Origin of the sequence: Burkholderia sp. Bp8984 (assembly GCF_003853755.1) — a bacterium.
Taxonomy (GTDB): domain Bacteria; phylum Pseudomonadota; class Gammaproteobacteria; order Burkholderiales; family Burkholderiaceae; genus Burkholderia.
Genome location: NZ_QTQN01000010.1, coordinates 88,523 through 113,283, shown reverse-complemented (window position 1 = coordinate 113,283; position 24,761 = coordinate 88,523). Strand labels below are relative to the sequence as shown.

25 protein-coding genes and 3 pseudogenes are annotated in these 24,761 nt (G+C 67.8%); 15 read left to right on the top strand and 13 right to left on the bottom strand.

The genetic code is table 11. The features are described from left to right. Window positions 1-13 precede the first annotated feature (13 nt). Window positions 14-889, bottom strand: a complete 876-nt coding sequence (locus DID98_RS13150; RefSeq protein WP_124487080.1) for a mechanosensitive ion channel family protein — start codon at window positions 887-889, stop codon at window positions 14-16. Between the two features lie 324 nt (window positions 890-1,213). Between DID98_RS13150 and DID98_RS13145 the strand changes: the two genes are divergently transcribed. Next, window positions 1,214-2,584, top strand: a complete 1,371-nt coding sequence (locus DID98_RS13145; RefSeq protein ID WP_124521004.1) for a M23 family metallopeptidase — start codon at window positions 1,214-1,216, stop codon at window positions 2,582-2,584. Window positions 2,585-2,769: 185 nt separating this feature from the next. Here the strand turns inward: DID98_RS13145 and DID98_RS13140 are convergent, their stop codons facing one another. From DID98_RS13140 to DID98_RS13130, 3 genes are all read right to left on the bottom strand, one after another. Beyond that, window positions 2,770-3,510 (bottom strand): fucose-binding lectin II, encoded by a 741-nt coding sequence (locus DID98_RS13140; protein ID WP_124520908.1) that lies wholly within the window; start codon window positions 3,508-3,510, stop codon window positions 2,770-2,772. A 202-nt stretch (window positions 3,511-3,712) separates the two neighbouring features. Then, window positions 3,713-4,507, bottom strand: a complete 795-nt coding sequence (locus DID98_RS13135; RefSeq protein WP_124520905.1) for a fucose-binding lectin II — start codon at window positions 4,505-4,507, stop codon at window positions 3,713-3,715. 127 nt (window positions 4,508-4,634) lie between these two features. Continuing rightward, window positions 4,635-5,024: a fucose-binding lectin II gene (locus DID98_RS13130; RefSeq protein WP_124520903.1), complete on the bottom strand. Its 390-nt coding sequence runs from the start codon at window positions 5,022-5,024 to the stop codon at window positions 4,635-4,637. Between DID98_RS13130 and DID98_RS13125 the strand changes: the two genes are divergently transcribed. Both DID98_RS13125 and DID98_RS13120 read left to right on the top strand, forming a co-directional pair. Further along, window positions 5,023-5,286, top strand: coding sequence for a hypothetical protein (locus DID98_RS13125; RefSeq protein WP_124520901.1), 264 nt, complete (start codon window positions 5,023-5,025; stop codon window positions 5,284-5,286). The two genes, DID98_RS13130 and DID98_RS13125, sit on opposite strands and share 2 nt — an antisense overlap. A 425-nt stretch (window positions 5,287-5,711) precedes the next feature. Further along, a complete protein-coding gene (locus DID98_RS13120; protein ID WP_044845438.1) occupies window positions 5,712-6,116 on the top strand; it encodes a hypothetical protein in 405 nt (134 codons plus the stop codon). A 115-nt stretch (window positions 6,117-6,231) separates the two neighbouring features. Here DID98_RS13120 and DID98_RS13115 read toward each other — a convergent pair whose 3' ends face one another. Next, complete coding sequence (locus DID98_RS13115) at window positions 6,232-7,041, bottom strand: TlpA disulfide reductase family protein (RefSeq protein ID WP_124570832.1); 810 nt, start codon at window positions 7,039-7,041, stop codon at window positions 6,232-6,234. A gap of 228 nt (window positions 7,042-7,269) precedes the next feature. Further along, on the bottom strand, window positions 7,270-8,280 hold the full coding sequence (locus tag DID98_RS13110; RefSeq protein WP_124570831.1) for a hypothetical protein: 1,011 nt from the start codon (window positions 8,278-8,280) through the stop codon (window positions 7,270-7,272). A gap of 218 nt (window positions 8,281-8,498) precedes the next feature. On the opposite strand from DID98_RS13110, the gene DID98_RS13105 reads away from it, so the two are divergent. Next, entirely contained in the window at window positions 8,499-9,224 is a 726-nt protein-coding gene (locus DID98_RS13105) for a bifunctional 2-polyprenyl-6-hydroxyphenol methylase/3-demethylubiquinol 3-O-methyltransferase UbiG (RefSeq protein ID WP_124520895.1), read from the top strand. Between the two features lie 45 nt (window positions 9,225-9,269). On the opposite strand, the gene DID98_RS13100 is transcribed toward DID98_RS13105, so the two are convergent. Further along, window positions 9,270-9,746: a GNAT family N-acetyltransferase gene (locus DID98_RS13100; protein ID WP_124487073.1), complete on the bottom strand. Its 477-nt coding sequence runs from the start codon at window positions 9,744-9,746 to the stop codon at window positions 9,270-9,272. Between the two features lie 131 nt (window positions 9,747-9,877). Between DID98_RS13100 and DID98_RS13095 the strand changes: the two genes are divergently transcribed. Further along, window positions 9,878-11,356, top strand: a complete 1,479-nt coding sequence (locus DID98_RS13095) for a PLP-dependent aminotransferase family protein (RefSeq protein ID WP_124570830.1) — start codon at window positions 9,878-9,880, stop codon at window positions 11,354-11,356. A gap of 182 nt (window positions 11,357-11,538) precedes the next feature. On the opposite strand, the gene DID98_RS13090 is transcribed toward DID98_RS13095, so the two are convergent. Further along, window positions 11,539-12,576 (bottom strand): aldo/keto reductase, encoded by a 1,038-nt coding sequence (locus tag DID98_RS13090; protein WP_124520891.1) that lies wholly within the window; start codon window positions 12,574-12,576, stop codon window positions 11,539-11,541. Between the two features lie 128 nt (window positions 12,577-12,704). Here DID98_RS13090 and DID98_RS13085 point away from each other — a divergent pair, with 128 nt between their 5' ends. The 5 genes from DID98_RS13085 (at window position 12,705) to DID98_RS13065 (ending at window position 16,968) form a co-directional block, all read left to right on the top strand. Then, window positions 12,705-13,592 carry a LysR family transcriptional regulator gene (locus DID98_RS13085; RefSeq protein WP_124570829.1) on the top strand — a complete coding sequence of 296 codons (888 nt, stop codon included), beginning with the start codon at window positions 12,705-12,707 and terminating at the stop codon, window positions 13,590-13,592. Window positions 13,593-13,779: 187 nt separating this feature from the next. Continuing rightward, entirely contained in the window at window positions 13,780-14,079 is a 300-nt protein-coding gene (locus tag DID98_RS13080; RefSeq protein WP_040139054.1) for a helix-turn-helix transcriptional regulator, read from the top strand. A gap of 20 nt (window positions 14,080-14,099) precedes the next feature. Continuing rightward, window positions 14,100-15,452 carry a pyridoxal-dependent decarboxylase gene (locus DID98_RS13075; RefSeq protein WP_124520889.1) on the top strand — a complete coding sequence of 451 codons (1,353 nt, stop codon included), beginning with the start codon at window positions 14,100-14,102 and terminating at the stop codon, window positions 15,450-15,452. A gap of 157 nt (window positions 15,453-15,609) precedes the next feature. Beyond that, complete coding sequence (locus DID98_RS13070) at window positions 15,610-16,077, top strand: cupin domain-containing protein (protein WP_044845430.1); 468 nt, start codon at window positions 15,610-15,612, stop codon at window positions 16,075-16,077. 69 nt (window positions 16,078-16,146) lie between these two features. After that, on the top strand, window positions 16,147-16,968 hold the full coding sequence (locus DID98_RS13065) for an SDR family NAD(P)-dependent oxidoreductase (protein ID WP_124570828.1): 822 nt from the start codon (window positions 16,147-16,149) through the stop codon (window positions 16,966-16,968). Window positions 16,969-16,987: 19 nt separating this feature from the next. Here DID98_RS13065 and surE read toward each other — a convergent pair whose 3' ends face one another. The 3 genes from surE to DID98_RS13050 form a co-directional block, all read right to left on the bottom strand. Next, window positions 16,988-17,767, bottom strand: coding sequence for a 5'/3'-nucleotidase SurE (gene surE, locus DID98_RS13060; RefSeq protein ID WP_124487067.1), 780 nt, complete (start codon window positions 17,765-17,767; stop codon window positions 16,988-16,990). A gap of 203 nt (window positions 17,768-17,970) precedes the next feature. Then, entirely contained in the window at window positions 17,971-18,273 is a 303-nt protein-coding gene (locus DID98_RS13055; RefSeq protein ID WP_162999222.1) for an AzlD family protein, read from the bottom strand. Beyond that, entirely contained in the window at window positions 18,263-19,000 is a 738-nt protein-coding gene (locus DID98_RS13050; protein ID WP_124487066.1) for an AzlC family ABC transporter permease, read from the bottom strand. The genes DID98_RS13055 and DID98_RS13050 overlap by 11 nt, the downstream gene beginning before the upstream one ends. Before the next feature lie 126 nt (window positions 19,001-19,126). Here DID98_RS13050 and DID98_RS13045 point away from each other — a divergent pair, with 126 nt between their 5' ends. The 5 genes and pseudogenes from DID98_RS13045 to DID98_RS36245 form a co-directional block, all read left to right on the top strand. After that, window positions 19,127-19,585: an Lrp/AsnC family transcriptional regulator gene (locus tag DID98_RS13045; RefSeq protein ID WP_006486309.1), complete on the top strand. Its 459-nt coding sequence runs from the start codon at window positions 19,127-19,129 to the stop codon at window positions 19,583-19,585. A 218-nt stretch (window positions 19,586-19,803) separates the two neighbouring features. Continuing rightward, window positions 19,804-20,373 carry a hypothetical protein gene (locus DID98_RS13040; protein WP_124520883.1) on the top strand — a complete coding sequence of 190 codons (570 nt, stop codon included), beginning with the start codon at window positions 19,804-19,806 and terminating at the stop codon, window positions 20,371-20,373. Between the two features lie 123 nt (window positions 20,374-20,496). Then, window positions 20,497-20,936: pseudogene (locus DID98_RS36530) on the top strand (YiiX/YebB-like N1pC/P60 family cysteine hydrolase); the annotation flags it as partial. A 362-nt stretch (window positions 20,937-21,298) separates the two neighbouring features. Beyond that, window positions 21,299-22,855, top strand: a complete 1,557-nt coding sequence (locus tag DID98_RS13030) for a ShlB/FhaC/HecB family hemolysin secretion/activation protein (RefSeq protein ID WP_260426241.1) — start codon at window positions 21,299-21,301, stop codon at window positions 22,853-22,855. A 63-nt stretch (window positions 22,856-22,918) separates the two neighbouring features. Further along, window positions 22,919-23,002 (top strand): annotated as a pseudogene (locus DID98_RS36245) (ESPR-type extended signal peptide-containing protein); the annotation flags it as partial. Between the two features lie 136 nt (window positions 23,003-23,138). On the opposite strand, the pseudogene DID98_RS13020 reads toward DID98_RS36245, so the two are convergent. Then, window positions 23,139-23,645: pseudogene (locus DID98_RS13020) on the bottom strand (acyltransferase family protein); the annotation flags it as partial. A 78-nt stretch (window positions 23,646-23,723) separates the two neighbouring features. Next, complete coding sequence (locus DID98_RS13010) at window positions 23,724-24,752, bottom strand: polysaccharide biosynthesis/export family protein (RefSeq protein ID WP_260427831.1); 1,029 nt, start codon at window positions 24,750-24,752, stop codon at window positions 23,724-23,726. Window positions 24,753-24,761 lie beyond the last annotated feature (9 nt).

The window sequence follows — 24,761 nt, the reverse complement described above, 5'->3', positions numbered from 1 at the left end:
GCGCCCCGAGGTCTTACGACGCCTGTACGCGGCGCGGGTCGGCCCGGCGCTGCTGTTCGGCGTCATGCACGATGTGCAGTTCGCGCGTGCGGATCGGCAACGCGCAGTCCGCATCGGCGAGCGTCTTGCGCACCTGGCGCGCGAGGCGCCAGCGCATCGCCCAGAACTTGTCGGTGTGCGTCCACACGCGCATGTTCGCGATCGCCGTGCTGTCGTCGAAGCGCATCACCATCACGTCCGGTGCCGGTTCCGTCAGCACGTCGGGATCGGCTTCGGCCAGCGCGCGCAGCGCGTCGAGCGCGCGATCGATGTCGTCGTGCACCGACACTTCCACCTCGAGATCGAGACGGCGCGTCGGATTGCGCGTGTAATTGCGGATCGCGCTGCCCCACAGCGCGCTGTTCGGCACGTATTCGCAGATGCCGTCCGGCTTCGTCAGCCGCGTCATGAAGAGGCCGACTTCGTCCACCGTCCCCGCGACGCTCGAGCCGCCGTCGATGTAGTCGCCCACCTTGAACGGCCGCAGCAGCAACAGCATGATGCCGGCCGCGATGTTCTGCATCGTGCCCTGCAGTGCGAGCCCGATCGCGAGGCCGGCCGCGCCGAGCACCGCGACGATGCTCGCGGTTTCGATGCCCAGCTGCGACAGCGCGCCGACGATCGCGACGATGCGGATGCCCCACACGGCGACGTCGCAGAGGATTGGCCGCAGCGTGTCGTCGACGCGCTCCTTGTTCGCGAGCAGCCGGCTCAGCCAGTTGCCGATGCGTTTCGACAGCCACCAGCCCGCAACGAGCAGCGCGAGGGCGGCGCAGAGCCTGAGCGACAGCGTGGACAACGCGTTCCACAGGAACGTCCAGCGTTCCGGATGAAGATGATCGAGAAACATGACGGGATTCCGGGTTGAGGACAGAAGGCGCGACGGGCGGCGCACCCGCCGTGGCCCGGCGGGCATGCGCGCGTGCGCGGGCAACCCTCGACTGTACAGCCATGCGGGGTGTCACGCGACCGAAGGGGCGCATCCCGCGCATTTTTACGGCGACTTTTGTCTTTCGTTCATGTACTAAGACAACATCTGAACAAATCGGATTGGTCCTATTCGGCGATGTTGGTCGCGCCAGTACACTCGCCTCCAGGCTACCGGATCGCGACGCTCTTTCCTCCGCGATACCCGGTTCATTTCAAATTTTCATGGATAGCGAGTGACGACGCGATGCGGTTCGACCTGTGTTTACGTCTCGCACGCGAACAAGGTCGATCCGCGCAACGCGGCGCCATCCGCTTTCCCGTTCGCCGCGCGCTGCTGCGCGGTGTCATCGCGGCGGCGTGGCTTGCCGGCACACAGGGCGCGATGGCGCTGGCATCCTCCGGTGCCGTGCCGTCCGCGCCCGTGGCGGCGCAAGCGGCCGACCTTGTCGACGTGCCTTTCTTCAATTCCGCCCGCACCGTCTGGGGCGGCTTGCTTGCGTCGACGGTGGTTCCGCGCATCGTGGCGGATGCGCAGGCGGTGCGTGTGCGTGCGGAGGCCTATCCCGGCATGTTCGTCGTGCGTGCCGGCGCCTGTGCGCCGTACGTTGTCCTTTGCGATGCGGCACGGGGTGCGATCGAGCGGGGTTACGCAGGGCGTTTCGAGTATGGTTTTGCATCGCATCTTCCCGCGATCGGCACGCCTTCGGCATTCGCATCGCGTCGGGTCGAGCTGGCGTCCGCGCAACCGTTCGTGCTCGCGGAGCGGGAGAGCGGCGCGCGGGCCGGTGCGATCACCGGCAGCCTGCATGCGTCGCTGGCGCGCGCCGAATTGCCCGACGGTGTCGTGGCGCAGCTGACGCGCATGTTGGCCGGTCGTATCGACCCGAAGCTGCACGGCGCGACCGGCGACACCTTCCGTGTCGCATTCGAATCCGATGACGATGCGGCACTGCCGGACGGCGTGCGCGTGACGGCGCTCGACATCCGCTTTCGCGGCCGGCGCGTCGCGGCCGTGTGGTTCGCCCCCGGAGCGGCGGTGCCGGGCGCCTATTACGATCTCGACGGCATGCCGTTCGACGGCACCCGGTTCGCGATGCCGGTCCGGTCGACTCGCACCAGTTCGCGCTTCGGCGCGCGCGTGCATCCGGTGACCGGCGCGCGCCACGTGCATTCGGGCGTCGATCTCGCCGCGCCGACAGGGCGCGCCGTCCATGCCTCCGAGCGCGGCGTCGTGACGTTCATCGGCACCGAGCCGGGCGGTTACGGCAAGTATGTGGTGATCCGTCATGACGGTGGCTATGCGTCGTACTACGCGCACTTGTCGGCGTTCGAGCCCACGCTGCGAACCGGTGCGCGGGTCGCCCGAGGTCAACGGGTGGGCGCGGTCGGCAGTACCGGGACCGCGACCGGCCCGCATCTGCACTTCGAGGTCCGCCGACACGGCCGTCTTGTCGATCCGATCGGCCTCGTGCAGGCGGCGAAGGCAGCGAAACTGAAGGGTGAGCAGCGTGTCGCGTTCAACCGCGTGGCCTACGCCGCGCGCACGCAGTTGGCCGCGGCCAGCTTGACGTCGCCGCTCGCGATGTCGCAGCGTGGCGCCCGGCGTGACGGCTGATGTCGCGACGTCGCGCGTGCTCGCCCGGCGTACCGTGTGCAGGCGCGACCACGTCATGTTTCAGGCTATCCATCCGGTGTTTGTCATGCCCGTGTGCGATGCTCCCGGCGGGCATCGGGAGCAATAAAGGCAAGCGCCGGGCCAGTCAGCGCCCGGCGCTTGCCTTCCGTTTGACGGTCAGCCCGTCAACCCAGCGGCCAGTTCAGGATCGCGATGCCGTCGTTGTAGTCGCCGTCCGTACCGTCTTCAGAGCCGACCAGCCCGAAATAGGTCTTCTTGAAGATGTCGACCTGGCGCGAACCGATCTTCGACGGCTTGCCGTTCGCCGTCACGACCACGCGCACCTTCCCCTTGCCCGAGTTCACGACCTGCGTGTTCAGGTTCGCGTCCTGCGTGCCGGCGCCCTGGAACGTTGCGGCCGGTTTCGGGTTGTCGTCGACGAAGACTTCGATCGTCTGCTGCGCGGACGAATTGACGAGCGCCGTCACGCCGAATGCAATGTTCGGCGGCAGGTTGAAGATGCCGTCACGTTCGCCGCCGCCGGTCGTCGTGGTGTCCGGCTGCGTGGGTTGCGGTTGCGGCGTCGCCTTCGAGAAGTAATTGACCACCGCACCGACGCCGAACTTCGCCGCCGCGCCGGGCAGCACGCCGGGTGCGCCGGCCCACGTCACCGTGCAGGCGATCACCTGCCCGGCCGCATCGGCCTTCACCTTGTTCTGCCAGCTGCCGACATCGAAGCTGTACGGGATGGTCGCGATGTCGACGAACACATCGTATTGCGGCAGCTTCTCCACGAGCTGCGCGGTCATGAACTGACGCATCCGGTCGAGCACGGCCTGGTCGCCGTTCGATTGCACGGCGGTTGCATCGTTGCCGGCAAGTTGCAGCAGGGCGTAGAGATCGTCATGGGTAAACGGTTGTGACATGTCTTCCTCGTCTTGATGGAATGTCTCGCATCGCGCGGCCGGTGAGCGGATCTCGCCGTCGTCTCGCGCGGAGCGCGGCGTGGGACTGCAAATGACTGCTCGAATGAATCGCTTCACAACGGGTGGCCGGGGCGGTTGGCCCCGTCGCCATTGCGGCTTCGACGGCGGCGCGCACGCGTTGCCGCGCCGCGCATCGCCGGGTTCAGCCCAGCGGCCAGTTCAGGAACACGATGCCGTCGTTGTAGTCGTCGTCGGTGCCGTCTTCCGAGCCGACGATTCCGAAGTACGACTTCTTGAAGAGATCGATTTGCCGCGAGCCGATGCGCGACGGCTTGCCGTTCGCCGTCACGATCACGCGTACGCGCCCCTTGCCGGAGTCGAGCACTTTCGTGCCGAGGTTCTGGTCCTGCACGCCCGCGCCCTTGAACGTGGCGGCCGGTTTCGGGTTGTCGTCGATGTAGATGTCGATCGTCTGGTCGTTCGCCGCGTTGGTGAGTGCGGTCACGCCGAACTTGATGTTCGGCGGCAGGTTGAACGTGCCGTCGCGTTCGCCGCCGCCGGTTTCGGTGCCCTGATTCCCGCCGCCTTGCGACGACGATTGCGCGGCCGTGTCACCGATCGCGGAAATGCTCGCGTACGAATCGATATGCATCGCGCTGCCGCGCACGCTTTTCCACTGCCCTTTCACGAACGTGACGCCGCTGCCGACGTCGATCGTCGCGACGAGCGTGAACGGCATGCGCCCAGTGCTTTCGGGCACCTTCGAGGAATAGGTGAAGCAGCCGTCCGCGACGACGCCTTTGTCGGTCGCGATCGCGAAATAGATGCCGGGGAAATTGTTGCCGGTCGCGTACGGCGTCGGCACGTTGAGGATGACCTGCAGTTTCCCGTCGCGAATCTCTGCCTTGGCGATGTCGATATGCAGGCCGGGGATGTCGACGTACGTCTCGGACGTGACGACGGGTGCGCTGTTGATCGAAGCCGAAAGAAGCGGCATGGAAGTCTCCTGTGATAACGCTGTTCTGGATTGGGGTGCTGCGTGAGGGCCCGCTTGATGGGCGCGAACCGCTGGCCGGCCAGACGACGGTGGGCCGGCACGGCGCGGCCGCCGATCGTGCGTCAGGTCAGCCGATCGGCCACTGCAGCACGACGATGCCGTCGTTGTAGTCGCTGTCGTGACCGTCTTCCGACACGACGATCCCGAAGTTGACCGTGAACGGCGAACCGTCCGATTTCTTGCCGCTGATCGGCGCGAGGCGCGCATCGGTGGCCGACGTCTTGCCGTTTACCGTCACTTCGAAGCGCAGCTTGCCGTTGCCCGAATTCAGCGTGGCTTCGCGCGGGCCGTCGCGCGTGGTCAGCTTGTGATAAGCGGCCGGTTCCGTGCTGTCGCCGATGAAGAGCTTGATGTGCTGCTGCTCGGCAGCATTCGCGAAGAAAATCGCGCGGAAGTCGGTGTTCGGCGGAATCGAAAACTCGCCGGCGCGATTCGAGGACGTTTGAGTTTCGGCCATGCTTTCCTCCTGGAAGTCGATGGATAAGGCACTTCACCGTGTCTCGCAAACGCTTGCAGTTTCAAACACGGTTCAGTCAGCATGGCGAAAAATAAATGAAAAAATATTCGACCGGGAATGGGAATTGTTCAGAAAATCGGAAACCGAAACAGTTCGATTTAATGGTGAATATTCAATGGAGTGCCGTTCGATATATCTCGGAAATTATATCGATGCGTGTCACGCTTTTTTGAATAATGGCGGGGTGTGCAGGCGGGAATGAAGGGAATGGCGGGAGGGATCCGGCTTCGGCGCAGACGCTCGGCGTTCGCATATGGCAGCGTGTTGTTTCAACATCGTCTTTCCCTGTCGTGGCCGCGCCCACCGGCCACCATCGAGCGCCCGCGCCGAAGCCGGCTCGCAACGAAGCGGGGTGCGGCGCCGATGAAGCTCGATGACCGGCTCACTCCGAACTTGAACAGGGCATTTCACCGGCACCGCACCCGACGAAGCATATCGGCCTGCTGTCGCGACGCCTATCGGACGAGGATGATTTTTGCGCGCGATATTGCCGGGCGCCGGCCTGATATACCTGACAGGCGATCAATTTTGAGATTAGCGGTATCGTGCAAGACGCGCGTGCGCTCGCTATTCGGCGGCATTATTCATTCAATCGGCCCGTTACCGGGCCCTCACGAGGACAGTGCGATGACGAAACCCGATAGTCTGAAAGGCGAGATCAAGGGACAGGCACAGGACGCAGACCGTCACAACCTGGCGCGGCCCGCCGTGAACGGCGCGTTGTGGGCGCGCGGCCTGACGACGCAGCGCGTGGCCGACCTGTTCAGGACCCTGCCCGGCCTCCCGGGGCACTGGATGCAGTTGCAGAACGAAGTCAACGCAGGGAACCGCTATTTCTATGGTGTCCAGAACGGTCACCAGACGACCGACGAAGGAAAGGAACTGATTCGCTGGATCGCCGATGCGGTGGTCAGCGCCGCGCAGAAGGCGGGATTCGATTTCCCGTTGCAGCAGCTCAGGTTTACCGCCGACACGGGGTGGCTGAAGCTTCAGCGCGTGTCGGGGCGGGTGATGGTGTTGTCGAGGCCGTGAGCGTCGCCGATGGTAGTCGAAGTGCCGGCGTGTCGGCGGTCGAATCGGTCGCGGCTGCGGGAACGCGCGCTGCCATCGACGATCGATCGTGGCGTCGAGCAGGCTGCCGAAGGCATCACTGACCGAAACGCTGCGCTACCGCATCCTTCAATCGCGCGGCGGTGAGCTCGCCCATGTGCGATTCGACGAGTTCGCCTTTCGCATCGAAGAACAGCGTCGTGGGCAGCCCGCGCGATCCGTACGCATGCATCGCATGCAACCACGGATCGAGCAGCACGTTGTCGAAGCGCAGCCCCTGCTGTTCGAGGAACGCGCGCACGGCCTGCGCGTTTTCCCCCTGGTTGAGCATCAGCACCGTAATGCCCGGATGATCGCGTTGCGCCTGTTCGAGGAGCGGCATCTCGCGCCGGCACGGCGCGCACCACGTCGCCCACAGGTTCACCACGACCGGCTTGCCTGCAAAGCGTTGCGGCAGGACGGGCGTCGCATCGAGCGCTTCGAGCCGCAGCGCGGCGAACGGCGGCGCGGTGCGCTGCAGTGTCGCCAGCGTGCCTTGCGCGATGCCCCACGCGGCGAGGCCCGCGACGATGCCGGCCGCCACGGGTTTGCGCAGCGCGGGCAGGCGACGCAGCCGCCAGACGGCGAACGCGAGCGCGGCGGCGACGCCGATGCGCCAGTCGAAGCCGCCGTCACCGAGCGCGACGATGGCGCGCGGCGTCGTCGCGTAGTCGCGCCACCATTGCGCGACATAGCCGATACGCGCGGCGACCAGCCCGAGCAGCAGCACGTCGAGGATCAGGCTCGACGCGCTCTTGTGATGTCCGTCGGGAGGGCGGCGCTGGATGAAGCGGGCTACGAGCCACGCCAGCAGCGCGGCGGCGGCTACCGCGACGACGCGGATCGAGAAGGGACCGATGCTCAACATGGGGAGAAGAGGGTGCGGGGATCGTGGATCGACCGGCGAACGCGATGCCGTCGACGGTCATGTGACGTTTCGACCCTACGGGACGCACACGGGTTCCCTTGGCGAGCGCGCGCCATGCACCGCCCGACGCGTGCGAATCGCATGCCGGGCGCCGGCATTCAGGACGACGTCGTTTTCGTCGAAGTCTTGCGACGCATCAGGCCGCCGACGTTCGCGCAGGCCAGGTAATTACTGCCTGCTTCCGCTCGAGCCGGAAGGCGCACCGCCAAGCCGGTACGCGGTAAAGAATTCGTACCACGGCGAACCCTGTCCGGCCGGCACGCCGAGTGCCGACGTCCGGTGCTTCAAGGCCGCGAACACATCGTTGATGCGCGCGGCCTGTTCGGCGTCACTGAACGGACGCGGCTTCGCCCTGCCGGCCGCGAATGCGCCGTAGGCGATGGCGAGCAGGCGCGCGCCGTCGTCGATCGAGGTGACGGACCCGTTGATCGCCTCGACGAAGCGCGGCCGGTCCGCTTCTCGCGATGCGGCGATGCACTGAAACACGATCGCCGACACTTCGTGCAGGTCGCTCGCGCGCAGCAATGCCGGCAGGTGCGCAGCGATCCGGTCGGCCGGTTCCTCATGCAGCGCGGCGGCGAAGTCGAGCACGGCGGCCATCGGATTGCCGTCCTGCTGCACGCGATCGAGCGCCGATGCGGGCGCCGCCGCCGCTTGCGCGACGTCGCCGGGCGCGGCGCGCAGCACGTCCGCGACCTGCTGTTGCCACGCCGGAAAGATCATCCGCACGTTGCCGAACTGCTCGCCGCCTTGCGCGGCCGGATTCCACCGATAGACGATCGTGCCGCCGCGAATGAACGGCGAATACAGATGCTCGGGCGTTTGCGGCAGCGGCCGCCCGTTGATCGGCAGCCATGCGAGCGTGAGCCAGTCGTAGCGGCCGGTGGCGGGCACCGACGGGCTGGAACTCGCGACGACCTGCCAGGTGCCGCGGTTCGCGTAACGCCGACGCGCGTCGGGCACTGCGACGGTTTGCCGTTTCGCGGTATCGAAGTAGGTATTGCCGGTCACGTTTTCGCCGCTGTCCGGGGCCGGCGTGAGGGTGGCGATGACCCACGATGACCCGTCGGCCGAACGATAGTCCGACGGCTGCAGCGTGGCGACGTCGTGCACCATCCGCGTTTCGGCGGCGACGGGGCTCGGCGGCAGATCGGCGGGGCCGGCGACGATACTCGGCATGGACGTTCCTCGGAATCGGGGGTGTATCGGCACGCGCGCCGAACGCGAACGATGTCCGGCGGCGCATGTCGTCCGTCGTAACAACTGTAGAACGCCGCCGCCGGAAACGGAAACCGGCCGCGGCGGCCTCGAGCCGCGCGACGCGCTCACGCGCACCGCCGCTTCGGCTTACCATGCGCATCCTGGGCCCGCACGACGAACACCGATCGGGAGCGAACATGACCGACAGCAAAACCATCACGGAACACTGGACTCACGTTGCCGACCAATGGATCGACTGGGCCGGCAGGCCGGGCCACGATGCGTTCTGGAAGTATCGCGACGGGCTGGCAGCCTACCTCGGCCGCGGCACCGGCCGCGCACTGGAGATCGGCTGCGGCGAGGGACGCGTGAGCCGCGAGCTGAAGGCGCTCGGCTACGACGTGACCGCGAGCGACGCGGTGCCCGCGATGCTCGACGCCGCGCGTCGCGCCGACTCGGCGCACCGCTACGCACTCGCCGATGCCGCCTCGCTGCCGTTCGATCCGGCCAGCTTCGACATCGTGATGGCATACAACGTGCTGATGGACCTCGACGACATGGCGGCCGCGTTGCGCGAGGCACGTCGCGTGCTGAAGCCGGGCGGGCTGCTGTTCGTGTCGCTCGTGCATCCGTTCCGCGATCGCGGCCGTTTCGCGGGGCCGCAGCCCGACGCGCCGTTCGTGCTCGAAGGCACGTATTTCGGCAGCGAGCATTTCGAGGGCGTGGAAACGCGCGACGGGCTGTCGATGCACTTCGCGGGCTGGTCGCTGCCGCTCCGGGCCTACATGGATGCGCTGGAGGCGGCCGGCTTCGCGATCGTGTCGCTGCGCGAGCCGCTGCCCGATCGCGCCGACACGGACACGCTGAAGCAGTGGTCGCGCGTGCCGCTGTTCCTGTGGATCAAGGCGCGGCCGCTGGATTGAAACCGTCGCGGCCGCGCGGCGTGCGGCCTGCGGCACGCCGCATGATCAGCGCGGCAAGACCTTCCGGTAGATCACGAATCCGGTTTTTTCCGCGACGGTGTCGTAGAGCCGCATCGCCGTGCGATTCGTCTCGTGCGTCTGCCAGTACACGCGTTCGGCGCGCTGCGCCTGCGCGGCGTCGTACACGGCTTCGATCAATGCGCGGCCCACGCCCTTGCCGCGTTCGCGCTCGAGCGTGAAGAGATCCTGCAGATAGCAGGTCGGCCCGGCCAGCGTCGTGCTCCGGTGATACAGGAAATGCACGAGCCCGACGAGCCGGCCGTCGCGTTCCGCGACACGCGCATGCACGGGCTCGTAGCCGTCGAAGAAGCGCGACCACGTGAGCTGCGTGATCTCGCGCGGCAGCGCGGTATCGCCGAAGCGGCCGTAGAAGCGGTTGTAGCCGTCCCACAGCGGCAGCCAGTCGTCGAAATCGTCTTCGCGCACGGGGCGCACGGTCAGGCCGGTGTCGGTAGCGTTCATGGTCGCGAACCTCTCGAGGATGGATGGAATGAAGCGTTGCCGGCACGGCCGGAAACGCGCGCAGACATCTACGATAGAAAGTTCGTGGCACCATGTGTAGACCCATGACATCCACACAATCTGGAGCCACGATGGATTACGCGTTGCTGCTGTCGACCTTCGAGCGCGAAGCGGGGCCGCACGCGGCCACGCGGATGTCGCAGCAGCAGCGGCTGTACGCGTGCCTGCGCGACGCGATCCTGAGCGGCCGGATCGCCGAGGGCACGCGGCTTGCCGCATCGCGCACGCTGGCCGACGAGCTCGGCATCGCACGCAATTCGGTGCTGTACGCGTACGAGCGGCTCGCATCGGAAGGGTTCGTGACCGGCACGCGGCAGGGCACGGTGGTCGCCCGGATGGGATTGCGCGGGTCGCAGGTCGCCGCCGCGGCGCCCGCCGGCGCTACGGCGGCGCTGTCGCGGCGCGTCGCGCAGGCCGAGCGCGCGACGAGCGGCCTCGACGAATCACTGCCGTTCATGCCGGGCGTGCCGGCCGTCGACGCGTTCCCGCTCGAGCAGTGGCGGCGCTGCGTCGAGCGCGCATGGCGCTCGGCGGGGCCGGCGCAGCTCGGCTATCAGTCCGCGGAAGGCGACGCGGTGCTGCGCGACGCGATCGCCGGCTATCTGCGCGCGTCGCGCGGTGTGCGCTGCGACGCCGCGCAGGTGATCGTCACCGACGGCACGCAGGGCGCGCTCGACCTGTGCGCCCGCGCGCTGGCCGACGCGAGCGACGTCGCATGGATCGAGAACCCCGGCTACCACGGCGCGCGCAACGCGTTTCTCGCGGCCGACCTGCGCGTCGAGCCGATCGGCGTCGATGCGCAGGGGCTCGCGCCGCATCCGGACGACTGGCGCGATCGTCCGCCGAAGCTCGTCTACATCACGCCGTCGCACCAATATCCGCTCGGCGCGGTGATGAGCCTCGAACGGCGGCTCGCGCTCGTCGCGCAGGCGCGCGCTGCCGGCGCATGGATCGTCGAGGACGACTACGACAGCGAGTTCCGTCACCACGGCACGCCGCACGCGGCCGTGCAGGGGCTCGCCGACGACGCGCCGGTGATCTACCTCGGTACCTTCAGCAAGGTGATGTTTCCGGCGTTGCGGCTCGGCTTCATGGTCGTGCCGCCCGCGCTTGCGCAGCCGCTGCGCGACGCGGCGGGCGCACTGATGCTGCAGGGCCGCGCCGTCGAGCAGCGCGCGCTCGCGGATTTCATCGACGCCGGGCATTTCACGCGCCATCTGCGGCGCATGCGCCGCGTGTATGCCGAGCGGCGCGACGCACTGCACGACGCACTGGCGCGGCGGCTGAATACGCGGCTGACGGTGTCGGGCGGCGCGGGCGGCATGCATCTGTCCGCGCGGCTCGACGTGCCGGTGGCCGACACGGAACTGAGCCGCGTCGCGCAGGCGCACGGGCTGATCCTGCGGCCGCTGTCGTCGTTCTGCCTGCCGGGCACCGCGGCGGGTTACAACGGGCTCGTGCTCGGCTACGGCGGCGTGCCGGCCGAGCGGATGGACGGGCTCGCGCGGCGGATCGGCGAGATGATCGACTGTGTGCTGGCCGCGCGGTGACGGCCGTCGCGCCGTGTCGTCGCTACGTCGTTATGCCGTTACGCCGCTATGTCGCTAGGCCGTTACGCCGTTACGACGCTGTGTCTCCACGCCGCTACGTCGCTATGTCGCTATGTCGCTATGTCGCCACGTCGCCACGTCGTTGCATCATTGCATCGGAGCGCGACGGTCCGCTGCTCCGCCTACCCGCGCATCGGCGGATTGAGCCGCGCGAACGCGTCCTGCCGGCGATACGGGAAGTACGGATACGGCGCTTCGATCGCACTCGCCGCATCGAGCTTCGCGACTTGCGCATCGGTCAGCGACCAGCCGAGCGCACCGAGGTTCTGGCGCAACTGTTCCTCGTTGCGCGCGCCGATGATCACCGACGACACGGTCGGGCGTTGCAGCAGCCAGTTCAGCGCGATCTGCGGCACGGTCCTGCCGGTTTCCTCGGCGATCGCGTCGAGCGCGTCGACCACGTCGTACAGCCGTTCGTCGTCGACCGGCGGCCCGAAGCCGGCCGTATCGTGCAGGCGGCTGCGTTCGGGCAGCGGCGCGTGGCGGCGGATCTTGCCGGTGAGCCGGCCCCAGCCGAGCGGGCTCCACACCAGCGCGCCGAGGCCCTGGTCCGCGCCGAGCGGCATCAGGTCCCACTCGTAGTCGCGGCCGACGAGCGAGTAGTAGACCTGGTTCGCGACGTAGCGCGACCAGCCGTGCCGGTCGGCTAGCGCGAGCGATTTCATGATCTGCCAGCCCGCGAAATTCGACACGCCGATGTAGCGCAGCTTGCCCGCACGCACGAGGTCGTCCAGCGTCGACATCACTTCCTCGACCGGCGTGGCCGCGTCGAACGCATGGAGCTGCAGCAGATCGATGTAGTCGGTATCGAGGCGGCGCAGCGCGTCGTCGACCGCGCGGATCAGCCGTGCGCGCGACGTGCCGGCGTCGTTCGGGCCATCGCCGGTCGGCAGGCCCGTCTTGGTCGAGATCAGCACCTGGTCGCGCCGGCCGTGGATCGCGGCGCCGAGCACGCGCTCGGATGCGCCGTCCGAGTACACGTCGGCGGTGTCGAACAGGTTGACGCCGGCTTCGAGGCAGATGTCGACCAGGCGGCGCGCTTCGTCGACGTCCGTGTTGCCCCAGGCGCCGAACAACGGGCCGGTGCCGCCGAACGTGCCTGCGCCGAAGCTCAGCGCGGGAACCTTGAGGCCGGAGCGGCCGAGCGTGCGGTATTCCATGGCGGGTGTCCTTTCGTCGTCGAGGCCGGCGCGAGCGGGCGTCGGCAAGGTGAGCGTTCACTCTAGCGCTTGCGGTTCATCCGGATAATTGGGCAGACTTCGAAAATATCCTTCGGAGGAAGCGAAGAATGCTGCTCGACAACCTCGCGCTGTTCCTGCGCATCGTGGAGAAGGGCGGGCTGGCCGCGGCCGGCCGCGAGGTCGGCCTGTCGCCTGCCACGGTTTCCGAGCGGCTGACGGCGCTCGAGCGCCACTACGGCGCGGCGCTGCTCACGCGCACGACCCGCGCGATCAGCCTGACCGACGAGGGCCGCACGCTGGTCGCGGGCGCGCGGCGCCTGCTCGCCGAGGCCGACGAACTCGAAAGCCGCGTGCGGCTCGGCGCGCAGACGCTGTCGGGGCCCGTGCGGCTGAGCGCGCCGGCCGATCTCGGGCAGGCGCGCGTCGTGCCGGTGGTCGACGCGTTCCTGGCCGAGCACCCGGGCGTCACGGTCGACCTGCATCTCGGCGACGGCTACGTCGATCTCGTCGGGCAGGGGCTCGACTTCGCGATCCGTCGCGGCCAGCTCGCGGACAGCGCGCTGCGCGGCCGCTCGCTCGGCCGCTCGCGCCGCGTGGTGTGCGCCGCGCCTGCGTATCTCGCCGCGCACGGCACGCCGCGGCATCCGGCCGAGCTTGCCGCGCACGACTGCATCGTGATGCGCTTCGGCCAGGAGCTGTATGCCGAGTGGCCGTTCCGTATCGACGACGAACCGAAGCGCGTGACGGTGCGTGGCCGGCGCGTCGCCAACGACGGCGCGCTCGTGCGCGCGTGGTGCGTCGCGGGGCACGGGATTGCGCTGAAGTCGCTGCTCGACGTCGAGCAGGATCTGGCGTCCGGCGCGCTGGTCGAGATCCTTCGCGAGTTCTCGCCGGGCGAGGTCGACCTGCAGATCGTCTACCCGGGCGGTGCGGTGCAGCCGCGGCGCGTGCGGGCGCTGATCGAACGGCTGGCGCAGGCGTTGGCGGCGGGGTGAGCGCAACCGGATCGCGCCGCGGCCGATGCGTTCGCGCGTCAGCGTCCGACGCGATGACGCCAAATGCGGCGTAGTAGCGGAACGGGGCCGCTTCCCCCGCGACAGCGAACGCAAGATCGCCCGCGAAGCGGGTTGTCCACGTTTCGTCATTTAGCTAATATTCAAAACGTCAAACGAGACCGGAACCATGGACGACGTCACCCGCATCAGCGCACTGGCCAACGAAAGCCGTCTGGCCGTGATGCGCTGGCTCAAGCAGCCGCGCAAGCATTTCCCGCCGCAGCCCCACGGCGACTTCGACGAGCTCGGCGTGTGCTGCACGTACATCACCGAGAAGCTCGGCATCGCGCCGGCGACGACCACGCGCCACATGCGGATCCTCGCGGATGCCGGGCTCGTGCGGGCGACGCGCGTCGGCAAGTTCACGTACTACAAGCGGATCGACGATGCGCTGCATCGGTTGGGCCGCGACCTCCTGCAACTCTGATCTTCACAGAGGCAATCGACATGGATGAACTCGCCCTGCTGGCCGATGCCGACCGGCGCGCGCACGCGTATCTCGCCGCGACCGACGAACGGCGCGCCTATCCCGACGCCGCGGCGCTCGCGGGTCTTGCGGCCTTCGACGAGCCGCTGCCCGATGCGGGCCGCCCGGCCGACGACGTGCTGCGCCTGCTCGACGACAAGGGCACGCCCGCGACCGTCGCATCGAACGGCCCGAACTACTTCGGCTTCGTGATCGGCGCGACGCTGCCGGCCGCAGCAGCCGCCGAGCGGCTGATGCTCGCGTGGGACCAGTGCGCGTCGTCGTTCGCGAATTCGCCGGTGGCCGCGACGATCGAGCGGCAGGCCGCGCGCTGGGTCGTCGACGTGCTCGGGCTGCCGGAAGGCAGCGCGGTCGGCTTTGGCACGAGCGCGACGGCCTGCACGCTGGTCGCGCTGGTGGCCGCGCGGCGTGCGCTGCTCGCGCGCAAGGGCTGGGACGTCGACGCGGACGGCCTGATCGGCGCACCCGAGGTGAAGGTCGTGCTCTCGGAGCTCGCGCACATCACCGTGAAGAAGGCGCTGCGCGTGCTCGGCTTCGGGATGAAGCGCCTGATCGTCGCGCCGGTCGACGCGCACGGCCGCATCGACCCCGCGCAATTGCCGCCGCTCGACGACATGACGATCCTCTGCGTGCAGGCCGGCGAAGTGAACACCGGCGAATTCGATCCGTTCGCGGCGCTGATTCCGCGCGCGAAGGCCGCCGGTGCCTGGGTGCACGTGGACGGCGCGTTCGGGCTGTGGGCGCGCGCGTCGTCGAAGCGCGCGCTGACCGACGGCATCGACGGCGCGGACAGCTGGACCACCGACGGCCACAAGTGGCTCAACACGCCGTACGACGGCGCGATGGTGATCTGCCGCGACGCGGCCGCGCTCGCGACCGCGATGAACAGCGATGCCGTCTACCTGAGCGGCGCGCAGGATGCGCAGAAGAACCTGAACCTCGAATTCTCGCGGCGTGCGCGCGGCATTCCGGTGTGGGCCGCGCTGCGTGCGCTCGGCCGCGCCGGCGTGGCGACGATGGTCGAGCGGCATTGCGCACAGGCCCAGCGCGTCGCGGACGGCCTGCGCGCGGCCGGCTACGACGTGCTGAACCGTGTCGTGCTGAACCAGGTGCTCGTGCGCGCCGGCACCGACGACGAGACGATCGCGATCCTTCAGGCCGCGCAGGATTCGGGCGACGTATGGTTCGGGCAGACCGTATGGCAGGGGCGGCCGGCGTTCCGGATCAGCGTGTCGTCGTGGCGCACGGAGGACGAGCACGTCGACCGTCTCGTCGCGTTGCTGACGACGCTGCGCGGCGTGCATGTGGGTTGAGCGGCGGCGAATGCGTCGCGCGCGTGCCGCCGCCGGCTATCCGTATCTGGAGATGTGCAGCTCGTCTGCGTGAAAATGTCGGACAATAACGCGGCATGCGCGCCGTGCCGGCCCGGGCGGCGCGCTCAACCGCAGCATTCACGCCGACGAGATCCCCATGTCCACGACACCTCCCCGGGAGCTGCTGAAAGCCGCCGACATCGCGAAGATGGAACCGACGCGCGCGGTGCATTCGCTCAATCCCAATGCCGTTCGCCTCAAACGACAGCTCAGCGACCTGACCGGCCTCACGCAGATCGGCGCGCACCTGCTCACCCTGATGCCCGGGCACGAATCGGCCGAGTATCACCGCCACCTGTACGAGGAAGAATGCGTGTACGTGCTGTCCGGCACCGGCTCGGTCACGATCGGCGAACGCACGTGCGAAATCGGGCCGGGCGATTTCCTCGGTTTTCCGCGCGGCGGCGACGCACACACGTTGCAGAACACCGGCGAGGTGCCGCTGGAATTGTTCATCCTCGGCCAGCGCCTCGAACACGACGTCTGCGAATACCCGAGAATCGGCAAGCGGCTTTACATCGCCGGCGAGCTCGAGGATTTCGTCGACCTGCCGAAACGGCCGTAGACGGCACGCATCCGCATCGGCCGTCGTCATGCTTATGATGCGGGAACGCCACTGACAGGATTCCACGCCATGGACGCGCCGCATCCGCCGATCAACGCCCCGACCTCCGAAACGGAACCTGAAACCGAAACCGTCGCCGAGCCGCGCGCGTCGCGCGTGCATCGGCCTGTCGCGCTCGTCACCGGATCGACGTCGGGAATCGGCGCGGCCATCGCGCGACGCCTGGCGGCGGACGGCTACGCGGTGATCCTCCATTCACGCAGTTCCGCCGACACCGGTCGTGCGATGGCGCGCGAACTCGGCGCGACCTACGTGCAGGCCGATCTCGCCGACGACGCGCAACGCGTGCGGTTGATTCGCGACGCGCTGGCGGTGCATGGCCGCCTCGACGTGCTGGTCAACAATGCGGGCGTCAGCCGCGTGATTCCGCACGACGATCTCGCCGCCGCGACGCCCGACGTGTGGCGCGAGATGCACGAGATCAACGTGATCGCGCCGTTTCGGCTCGTCGCCGAAGCGCAGCCCGCGCTGCTCGAGGCGGCGTCGGGCGGGCGTGCCGGGTGCATCGTCAACGTCAGTTCGCACGCCGGCGTGCGGCCGAAGGGGGCGTCGATTCCCTATGCGGCGGCGAAGGCCGCGCTGAATCACACGACTCGCTTGCTGGCGCGTACGCTCGCGCCGGCGATTCGCGTCAATGCGGTGGCGCCGGGGCTCGTCGATACGCCGCTGACCGCGGACTGGACCGACGCGCAGCAGCTCTGGCGCGAGCGCGCGCCGATGCGCCGTGCGGCGACGCCGGACGACGTCGCGCAGACGGTTGCGATGCTCGTCGCGTCCGATTATGTGACGGGCGAGATCGTGATGCTCGACGGGGGAATGAACCTGACGTGACCGGTAAAGGCTCTCCAGGTCAGCCGAGGTTCGACCGCAGCCGCGCGAGCGCCTGATCGTGCGTGCGTTCGAACTTCAGCGGCGTGACCGCGATATAGCCTTCGCCGAGCGCGGCCGTTTCCGAATCCGCATCGTCGTCGCGCGGTGCGCGCGCCAGTTTCAGCCAGTGGTATTCGATGTCGCGCGGATCGCGCCCCGACACGATGTCGACGCCTTGCAGCGTGCCGGCGCCCTGGTTCGTCACCTTCAGGCCGCGCACGTCGTCGGCCGGCCGCGCCGGGAAATTCACGTTGAGGCAGGCGTCGCTGTCCCAGCCGGCCGCGACGAGCCGGCGAATCACGTCCGGTGCGTGCGTGAGCGCCGTATGCCACGGCACCGCGTTGCGGTCGACGAACGCCTGGCTCAGCGCGATCGCCGGCACGCCGACCAGCATGCTCGTCATCGCGGCGCCGACCGTGCCGGAGAACACCGTTTCGGTGCCGAGGTTCGCGCCGCGATTGACGCCGGACAGCACGAAGTCGGGCCGCGCGTCCTTCATCAGGTGGCTGACCGCGATCGCGACGCAATCGCCCGGCGTGCCGCGCACGGCAAAACGGCGCTCGCCCTTGCGATGCACGCGCAGCGGTTCGTGCAGGCTCAGCGAATGCGACGTGCCGCTCTGGTCCTCCGCCGGCGCGACGATCCAGACTTCGCGCGCCAGTTGCGTGGCGACCTGTTCGAGCACTTCAAGGCCGGGGGCGTCGAATCCGTCGTCGTTGGTGAGCAGGACGCGGTCGAACAGCGGGCGGGTTTCTTGCATCGGGACGATCCTCGCAGGTAGGTAATGAGAGGGGAAAGGCATCGCGGGTACACCCGCAAGGCTAGCATCCCGTCGCGGCGCATGTTGTGTCGTGTCATGCCGCACCTCAGCGCACCTCAGCGCACCGCACCCCGCACGCGGACACGAAAACGGGCGCATCGCGCGCCCGTCTTCCGGTTCGATGTGCCGCCCGCGTGATCCGATTACCCGAGCAGATGCCGCAGCAGGCCGGCCGACACGACGCCGACGATCACGGTCGGCAGGATCGACAGGCGGGTCGCCGCGATCAGCGTGACGGCGAGCGCGAGCAGGTCGGCCGGGCGCGTCGACACGAAGGCCGGCGCGATTACCGAGATCAGCACGCACCCCGGCACGTTTTCCATCACCGATGCCATTCGCGGGCTCAGCGTGCGGTTGCGCAGCAGCACGTAGCCGAGCACGCGCGACAGGTAGGTGGTCGACGCCATCAGCACGATGGTCGCGACCGTCGCGAAATCAGGCAGCATCGCGCGGCTCCCACAGCAGCGCGGCGATCAGCCCCGCGCACGCCCCGGCCGCGACGTACCACGCGCCGGGCACGGCCAGGTGCGTGCCGGCTGCGACGACAAGGCTCACGAACCACGGGCGGCCCGCTCGCATGCCCTTCCACATTCCGCGCAGCAGCACCAGAAACACGGCCGTAAATGCCATGTCGAAGCCGTACTGCTCGACGTTGCCGATCGTCGGGCCGACCGCCGCGCCGAGCGTCGTCATCGAGATCCACGTCAGGTACAGCCCGGAACAGATGCCCGCGTAATAGGGGACACTGATGTGCGAGGCCGAGCGCGAGCGCGCGTCGGCGAGCGACATCGCCCAGCTTTCGTCGCACATGAAGAACAGCGCCGCGAACGCGCGGCGGCGCGGCAGGCGCCGGATGTATGGCGCGAACGCGGCACCCATCAGGATGTGGCGCGAATTCACGAGGAACGACATCGCGACGATCAGCGCGATATGCGGTGGCGACGTCCACAGATGGATCGCCGCGAATTCGGAGCCGCCGCCGAAGTTCAGGCCCGTCATCATCGGGACCTCGAGCAGGCTCAGCCCTTTTTGCGCGGCCTGTGCGCCGAGCACCAGCGCGAACGGCACGAAACCCAGCATGACGGGCAGCGCCGCGCGCAATCCGCGGCCCATCTCGGCGACATAGGCGGGCTTGTCGCGAAGCCCGGACGACGTTGAAACGCTACTGCTCATTACTCCTCCTTCGGGGGAGTAGGATTGTCTGCTTTTTTGACTCGAATTGGGTTGCGTTGCGGACCAATATTCCTGAGAATTTGGCATCGAACGAGTGATTTGCGATTTTTTTGGAATTTGATGCCAATGAAGCTGGATGCTATCGACCGGCGGATCCTGAGCGCGCTGCAGCGTGACGGCCGCATGCAGAACGTGGAACTCGCGCACGAGGTCGGGCTGTCGCCGTCGCCGTGCCTGCGGCGCGTGCGGCTGCTCGAGGAAGCGGGCGTGATCGAGAAGTACGTGGCCGTGCTGAACCCGGCGAAGGTCGGCAAGGGGCTGACGATCTTCACTCGCGTGTGGCTGAAGGGGCAGGACGCGGAATCCGTGAACCGCTTCGCCGAGGCTGTCCAGCAGATGCCGGAAGTGGTCGAATGCCACCTGATGGCCGGCGACTGCGATTTCCTGCTGCGCGTGGTGGCCGCCGACATCGACGACTACCGGCGCTTCCAGATGGAATACCTGACGCGCATCCCGGGCGTGCTGAGCGTCAAGACCGACATTCCGATGCAGAAGGTCAAGCTCACGTCGGCGCTGCCGACGTAACGCGGGCGGTTGCATGACGACGATTCGGCAAATCGTCACCGGTCGGTGACATTCGGCCGATACACTGGCGGGACGAGCCGCATCGCCGCGCACCGGCTGCATCACGGTGCGGCTTCGATGCGCAAGCAACTAACGGTCAACCGCGAGGCAATCGACGAACACGCGCGCCGTGCGCGATGCGATCCGCCGGGCGGTGCGTCTTTCTTGTCGAGCCATTCATGCAGCCATTCAACAATCCGTGGAATTCGCTGGAAATCGTCAAGCTCGTGCTCGGCGTGCTGACGCCGTTGTCGGTCGCGTGCCTGGGCTGGCTCGTCGCGCGCCGGCTGAAGCGGCTCGAGCTCGTGCAGTGGACCAACCAGCGGCTGATCGAGAAGCGGCTCACGCTGTACGACACGGTCGCGCCACAGCTCAATGCGCTGCTGTGCTTCTACACGTGGATCGGCTACTGGAAGGACATCTCCCCTGACGACGTGATCCGCGCGAAGCGCGAACTCGACCGCACGTTTCACATCTACCGCTACCTGTTCGACGACGACGTGTACGACGCGTATCACACGTTCATCCACGCATTGTTCGAGATGCATACGGGGCCGGGCCGCGACGCTCGGATCCGTTCGCTGATCCACGCGCCGGACGGCGACCGCAGCGTGCACGGCACGTATGAATGGAAGGCGGCGTGGTCCGAGCGGTTCTCGACCGCGAACGTGGCGGACAAGGCCGATGTGGTGCGGCACTACACACGGCTGATGGAGCGGCTGCGCGTGGCGCTGGGCGCGAATCGCTGACGATTGCGCGCGCGCCGCGCGCCAGTACCGGAATTCGCTCCCGCGGGGCGCGGAGCGATTCCCCGATGCGCGATGTGGCCGCGGCTGACATGCTCGCGGTCATCCCGCTCGAGTGAGGTTCGCATGTCGATCGACACGGGTTCTCAGCTGCTCATGGTGCGCCGGCAGGGCATACGCTGGCGCCATCTTTTCGCTGTCGGTACGGTCGAGCCGGACACGATGCCGTTGCCGGTCGAACCCGAGATCGGCGACATCGTCTTCATCCGCGTGACGGTGCGGCCGTTTCTCGAAGTCGCGAGCGCGGCGGCGAGCCGCTCGTCGCGGAAAGCACGTTTCCGCTGTCGCGCGTGACGACGATGTCGCGGTTTCTCGCACGCTCGGATCGCGGCGCGTGCGTGATCGCGCGATTGAAGCAGCCGCCCGACGCCGCGCGGCGGCACGGCCTCGTCGACGTGGCAATGCGCCGGATCGGCGTGCTCTATGACACGGGTTTCAATCTCGCGTCACGCCGGCAGTTCTGCTCGCGTCTCGTGCGGGAAGTCGTGCGTGACGCGACCCGGATCACGCATCGTGCAGTTGCACCCGCAATTAACAATTCGGTCACGAATTTTCGTACGTGATCTAAATACATGCGAAATGTCTGTCTGTAGCATTCGGCGCTTGAGTTAAAGCTGGCGAGTGCCTCGCCGGCGAGGTCCGAATGTGTTCCATGCGAGTAGATCCTATGCAAGTCGTCGGCCGTCGTCGCGTCGAAATCGGTAACGTTGAGGCGACGCGGTCACCCGGCGCCTGTTTGTATGTCGTGTCGCGTGGAGCAAGCGTGGCGCCGAGGGCCCGTCACGCATTGTGCGTTGCCCTGATCTGCGGCGGTGCTGCGGGCCTGTTCGGGTCGGCACATGCGCAAGTCCCGGACGCGGGTCGCGCGATGCGCGACATCGAGGCGCCGCGTCCGGATCTGCCGGCGGAAACCACGCCCGAGCTGACGGTACCGCCGTCTCAAGAGGCCGCCGAGAGCGCGCCGGAGTCCGGGCCGCGCGTGTTCGTTCGCGCGTTCGCGCTCGACGGCAATACCGTGTTCGCCAGCGACAAACTGCTGCCGCTCGTCGCCGATCTGGCTGGCGGCACGTTGAGTTTCGCGGAACTGCAACGCGCTGCGGGGCGCATCACCGCGTACTATCGCCGCCATGGCTACGTGCTTGCACGTGCATACCTGCCTCGCCAGGACATCGACGACGGCGTCGTGCGTATCGAGATCGCCGAAGGGCGCTACGGCGAAATCAAGATCCAGAACCATTCGCGCGTGTTCGGCGTCGCGCTGCGCCAGCCGCTCTCGGCGCTGCGTCCGGGCGATGTCGTACGCGGGCCCGATCTCGAGCGCCGCCTGTTGCTGCTCGACGACCTGGCCGGCGTCAGTGCGCGTGGCACGTTGCGTCCGGGCGAAATGCCCGGCACCACTGATCTCGTCGTCGACGCCGACAAAGGGCCGCTCGCGTCCGGATCGCTCGAATTCGACAACTTCGGCGACGTAGCGCTCGGGCGCTACCGTCTCGGCGCCAGTGTCGACGTCAATTCACCGCTGCGGCTCGGCGATCGCCTGAGCGTGCGTGGGCTCCTCAGCAACGGGTTGCAGCGCTACTACCGTGCCGCCTACCAGGTACCGGTCGGGCCCGCGTCGACGCGGGTCGGCGTCGCGTATTCGTCGCTGCGCTACCGGCTCGGCGGCGCTTTTTCCGATCTCGAATCTCAAGGCCGCGCGAGCGTGCAAACCGCGTACGTGACGCAGCCACTCGTGCGCGCGCGCAACCTGAGCGTCACCGCGCAGATCCAGTACGAAAACAAGAACCTGCGCGACGACTACGGCATATTCGACGTCCGGCGCGACAAGAACGTCGGCCTGTGGACCTTCGGCGTCAGCGGCAATAGTCAGGACGGCTTGCTGGGCGGCGGCCGCAACGGGTTCTCGGTGATGTTCGGCATCGGACGGCTGCGCAACAACGATCCGTTCGGGGCGGATACGTGGAAGAAGTCGATCGGAAGTTTTGCCAAGCTGAATGTGAGCGCGCTGCGTGTGCAGGCGCTGGGGCGCCGGTTCGAGTTGTACACGCAATTCAGCGCGCAGCTTGCATCGCACAACCTCGATGAATCGGAGAAGTTCAGTCTTGGCGGCCCGTACGGCGTGCGCGCGTATGCGCTCGGTGCCGGCAGCGGCGACCAGGGCTGGCAGGCCAGCGCGGAGTTGCGTTATCTCGTCGCGCCGGGGTGGCAGGTCAGCACATTCGTCGATGCCGGGCGCGTGCAGGACAACAAGCACCCGTGGACGCACGAACGAAACATGCAGAACATGCAGGCCGGTGGCATTGGCGCGAGCTGGTACGGCGCGAAGCGCCAGGTGACGCTGACGGCCGCGTGGCCGCTCGGCGCGGCGTTCGGTTCGCCGACCCCCGCGCCGAGCGTATGGGTTCAGGCCGCTCAGTATTTCTGAGCAGGCGTGATCGGTCCGTCCAGAAAGGCGGGGCTTCCACAACAAATTAAAGAGGATACCAAAATGAACAGGGCCTATTCATTGGTATGGAGCGAAGCGCAGGGTGGTTGGTGCGCGGTCGGGGAAACGGCGCGCCGTCGCGGCAAGTCGAGCGGCGGCAAGCGTCTGCTCGCGGCGGGCGTGTCGCTGCTGGGGCTGGTGGCGTCGGGTGCGCCACGACGCCAAGACCGAACTCCAGCACGAATGGCTGACCGAGATGGCCGACGACGGTCGCGCCGCGTGGGTCGAAAACGGCCACGCATGCGCACAGCAACGCAAGCGTCAGCGCGGCAAACACGGTCGCATGACGTGCACGCACGCAGCCGAGCGCGGCCGCGACGACGAGATAGAACAGCATCTCGTACTCAAGCGTCCAGCCGTTGAGATTCAGCGGCCCCCAATGGCCGTTTTCCTTTACGTACGGGATGAACAGCAGCGACTTGACGAGATAGTCGGGCGCCGCCGTCGTCGTGTTCAGCCAGTGAGGACGCAGCAGCGCGATCGCGTAGATGCCGAGCGTCGTCACCCAGTAGAGCGGCACGATCCGGATCAGGCGCTTGACGAGAAAGTCGCGCCCCTCGTGCGGCGCGACGCACGACATGATGAAGCCGCTGATCACGAAGAAGACGTCGACGCCGGCCTGCCCGGACGGCAGCACGTGCAAGTGATAGGCGACCACCGCGAGCGCGGCGAGCGCCCGTGCGGACTGGATGTTCAGGTAGATCGGCTGGCGCCGGATGTTTGCGATCACATGTACCTCCGAACCGTGCGCCGCGAAGGCGAGATGGCGGACGGAGGCACGTGCGCTTCGACACCGCTTGCGGCGCCGCTATCGGCGCCCGGCACGGACACCGACCGACCTGCCCGGCGTACCGGGCGCGCGAAACCGACGAACTGCATCGCGCACAGCAGCGACACGCTCGACAAATGGCGCGTGTAGCTGCCGAGATCGGGCTCGAACAGCATCGACACGGCGACATGCCCGATGACGAGCGACGCGAGCACGTCGCGGGCCAACAGGCCGTCGCCGGGCGCGCGCCGCCACGCGGCGGCCAGCGCGATCCACACAAACCCCTGCATGGCGATTTCCTTCGGCCCGGGCGAGAACAGCATCGGCAGATTCAGCCGCAGCGGCGAGCACGATGTCGGCCGGGTTGCGGCCCTGGCGCAGCAACTGCGTCAGGTCGAGCGGATGCGTTACGCCGTCGCGCACGAGCGTCATCCGGCTCTGATCGGCGGCCGGATTCAGGCCGCCTGCGCGGCCGAGCGCTTCATAGAGCGTCATCGGCACGTCGTTGACAGGCTGGTTGCCTGGCGCGCGGACTTCGCCGTCGATATAGACCTGCTTCGAACGGAACGACGCGACGCGCAGCGTGACCTGCGGATTGCGGTAGGCGCGCGCGAGCGCATCGGCGACGCGCGTGCGCGCGGCGTCGGCGGTGAGGCCCGCGACGTGAACCCGGCCGGCGAACGGGAATGCAAGATCGCCGTTCTGGTCGACGACGAAACCGGTGACGGGATCGGCGGCGTGCGGCGCGTTCGGCGCTGCCGCGCCTTGCGCGGCCGCCAGCTCGGGGTGATCCCATACGGTGATCTGCAGCACGTCGCCCGGGCCGATCCGGTAAGCGCCGGGCGACGCCGTCAGCAGATCGGCCTGCGCGGCCTGTTGCCGTGCCGCCTGCGCCTTCAGTTGGCGAATCAGGTCGGGGCCGATTTTCCGGATCTCGTAATGCGGCGTTTCACCATCGGGCCGGGCATCCGCCGCGGAAGACGGGGGCGATTCGGCCATGCGCATGCCGGGGGCGAGCGCGCAGGCGGACAGCGCGACGCTGAGCGTCGCGATCGACAGGATCGGCAACAGGCGGGC

What these genes read in the sequence shown, in the direction of transcription:
- DID98_RS13080 (WP_040139054.1), top strand. Translation starts at nt 13,780, where the DNA reads ATGGACGACGTCACCCGCATCAGCGCACTGGCCAACGAAAGCCGTCTG.
- DID98_RS13140 (WP_124520908.1), bottom strand. Translation starts at nt 3,510, where the DNA reads ATGTCACAACCGTTTACCCATGACGATCTCTACGCCCTGCTGCAACTT.
- DID98_RS13115 (WP_124570832.1), bottom strand. Translation starts at nt 7,041, where the DNA reads ATGTTGAGCATCGGTCCCTTCTCGATCCGCGTCGTCGCGGTAGCCGCC.
- DID98_RS13050 (WP_124487066.1), bottom strand. Translation starts at nt 19,000, where the DNA reads ATGAGCAGTAGCGTTTCAACGTCGTCCGGGCTTCGCGACAAGCCCGCC.
- DID98_RS13065 (WP_124570828.1), top strand. Translation starts at nt 16,147, where the DNA reads ATGGACGCGCCGCATCCGCCGATCAACGCCCCGACCTCCGAAACGGAA.
- DID98_RS13040 (WP_124520883.1), top strand. Translation starts at nt 19,804, where the DNA reads ATGCAGCCATTCAACAATCCGTGGAATTCGCTGGAAATCGTCAAGCTC.
- surE (WP_124487067.1), bottom strand. Translation starts at nt 17,767, where the DNA reads ATGCAAGAAACCCGCCCGCTGTTCGACCGCGTCCTGCTCACCAACGAC.
- DID98_RS13105 (WP_124520895.1), top strand. Translation starts at nt 8,499, where the DNA reads ATGACCGACAGCAAAACCATCACGGAACACTGGACTCACGTTGCCGAC.
- DID98_RS13125 (WP_124520901.1), top strand. Translation starts at nt 5,023, where the DNA reads ATGCTTTCCTCCTGGAAGTCGATGGATAAGGCACTTCACCGTGTCTCG.
- DID98_RS13100 (WP_124487073.1), bottom strand. Translation starts at nt 9,746, where the DNA reads ATGAACGCTACCGACACCGGCCTGACCGTGCGCCCCGTGCGCGAAGAC.
- DID98_RS13110 (WP_124570831.1), bottom strand. Translation starts at nt 8,280, where the DNA reads ATGCCGAGTATCGTCGCCGGCCCCGCCGATCTGCCGCCGAGCCCCGTC.
- DID98_RS13090 (WP_124520891.1), bottom strand. Translation starts at nt 12,576, where the DNA reads ATGGAATACCGCACGCTCGGCCGCTCCGGCCTCAAGGTTCCCGCGCTG.
- DID98_RS13130 (WP_124520903.1), bottom strand. Translation starts at nt 5,024, where the DNA reads ATGGCCGAAACTCAAACGTCCTCGAATCGCGCCGGCGAGTTTTCGATT.
- DID98_RS13030 (WP_260426241.1), top strand. Translation starts at nt 21,299, where the DNA reads ATGCGCGACATCGAGGCGCCGCGTCCGGATCTGCCGGCGGAAACCACG.
- DID98_RS13150 (WP_124487080.1), bottom strand. Translation starts at nt 889, where the DNA reads ATGTTTCTCGATCATCTTCATCCGGAACGCTGGACGTTCCTGTGGAAC.
- DID98_RS13145 (WP_124521004.1), top strand. Translation starts at nt 1,214, where the DNA reads ATGCGGTTCGACCTGTGTTTACGTCTCGCACGCGAACAAGGTCGATCC.
- DID98_RS13120 (WP_044845438.1), top strand. Translation starts at nt 5,712, where the DNA reads ATGACGAAACCCGATAGTCTGAAAGGCGAGATCAAGGGACAGGCACAG.
- DID98_RS13055 (WP_162999222.1), bottom strand. Translation starts at nt 18,273, where the DNA reads ATGCTGCCTGATTTCGCGACGGTCGCGACCATCGTGCTGATGGCGTCG.
- DID98_RS13075 (WP_124520889.1), top strand. Translation starts at nt 14,100, where the DNA reads ATGGATGAACTCGCCCTGCTGGCCGATGCCGACCGGCGCGCGCACGCG.
- DID98_RS13085 (WP_124570829.1), top strand. Translation starts at nt 12,705, where the DNA reads ATGCTGCTCGACAACCTCGCGCTGTTCCTGCGCATCGTGGAGAAGGGC.
- DID98_RS13045 (WP_006486309.1), top strand. Translation starts at nt 19,127, where the DNA reads ATGAAGCTGGATGCTATCGACCGGCGGATCCTGAGCGCGCTGCAGCGT.
- DID98_RS13135 (WP_124520905.1), bottom strand. Translation starts at nt 4,507, where the DNA reads ATGCCGCTTCTTTCGGCTTCGATCAACAGCGCACCCGTCGTCACGTCC.
- DID98_RS13095 (WP_124570830.1), top strand. Translation starts at nt 9,878, where the DNA reads ATGGATTACGCGTTGCTGCTGTCGACCTTCGAGCGCGAAGCGGGGCCG.
- DID98_RS13070 (WP_044845430.1), top strand. Translation starts at nt 15,610, where the DNA reads ATGTCCACGACACCTCCCCGGGAGCTGCTGAAAGCCGCCGACATCGCG.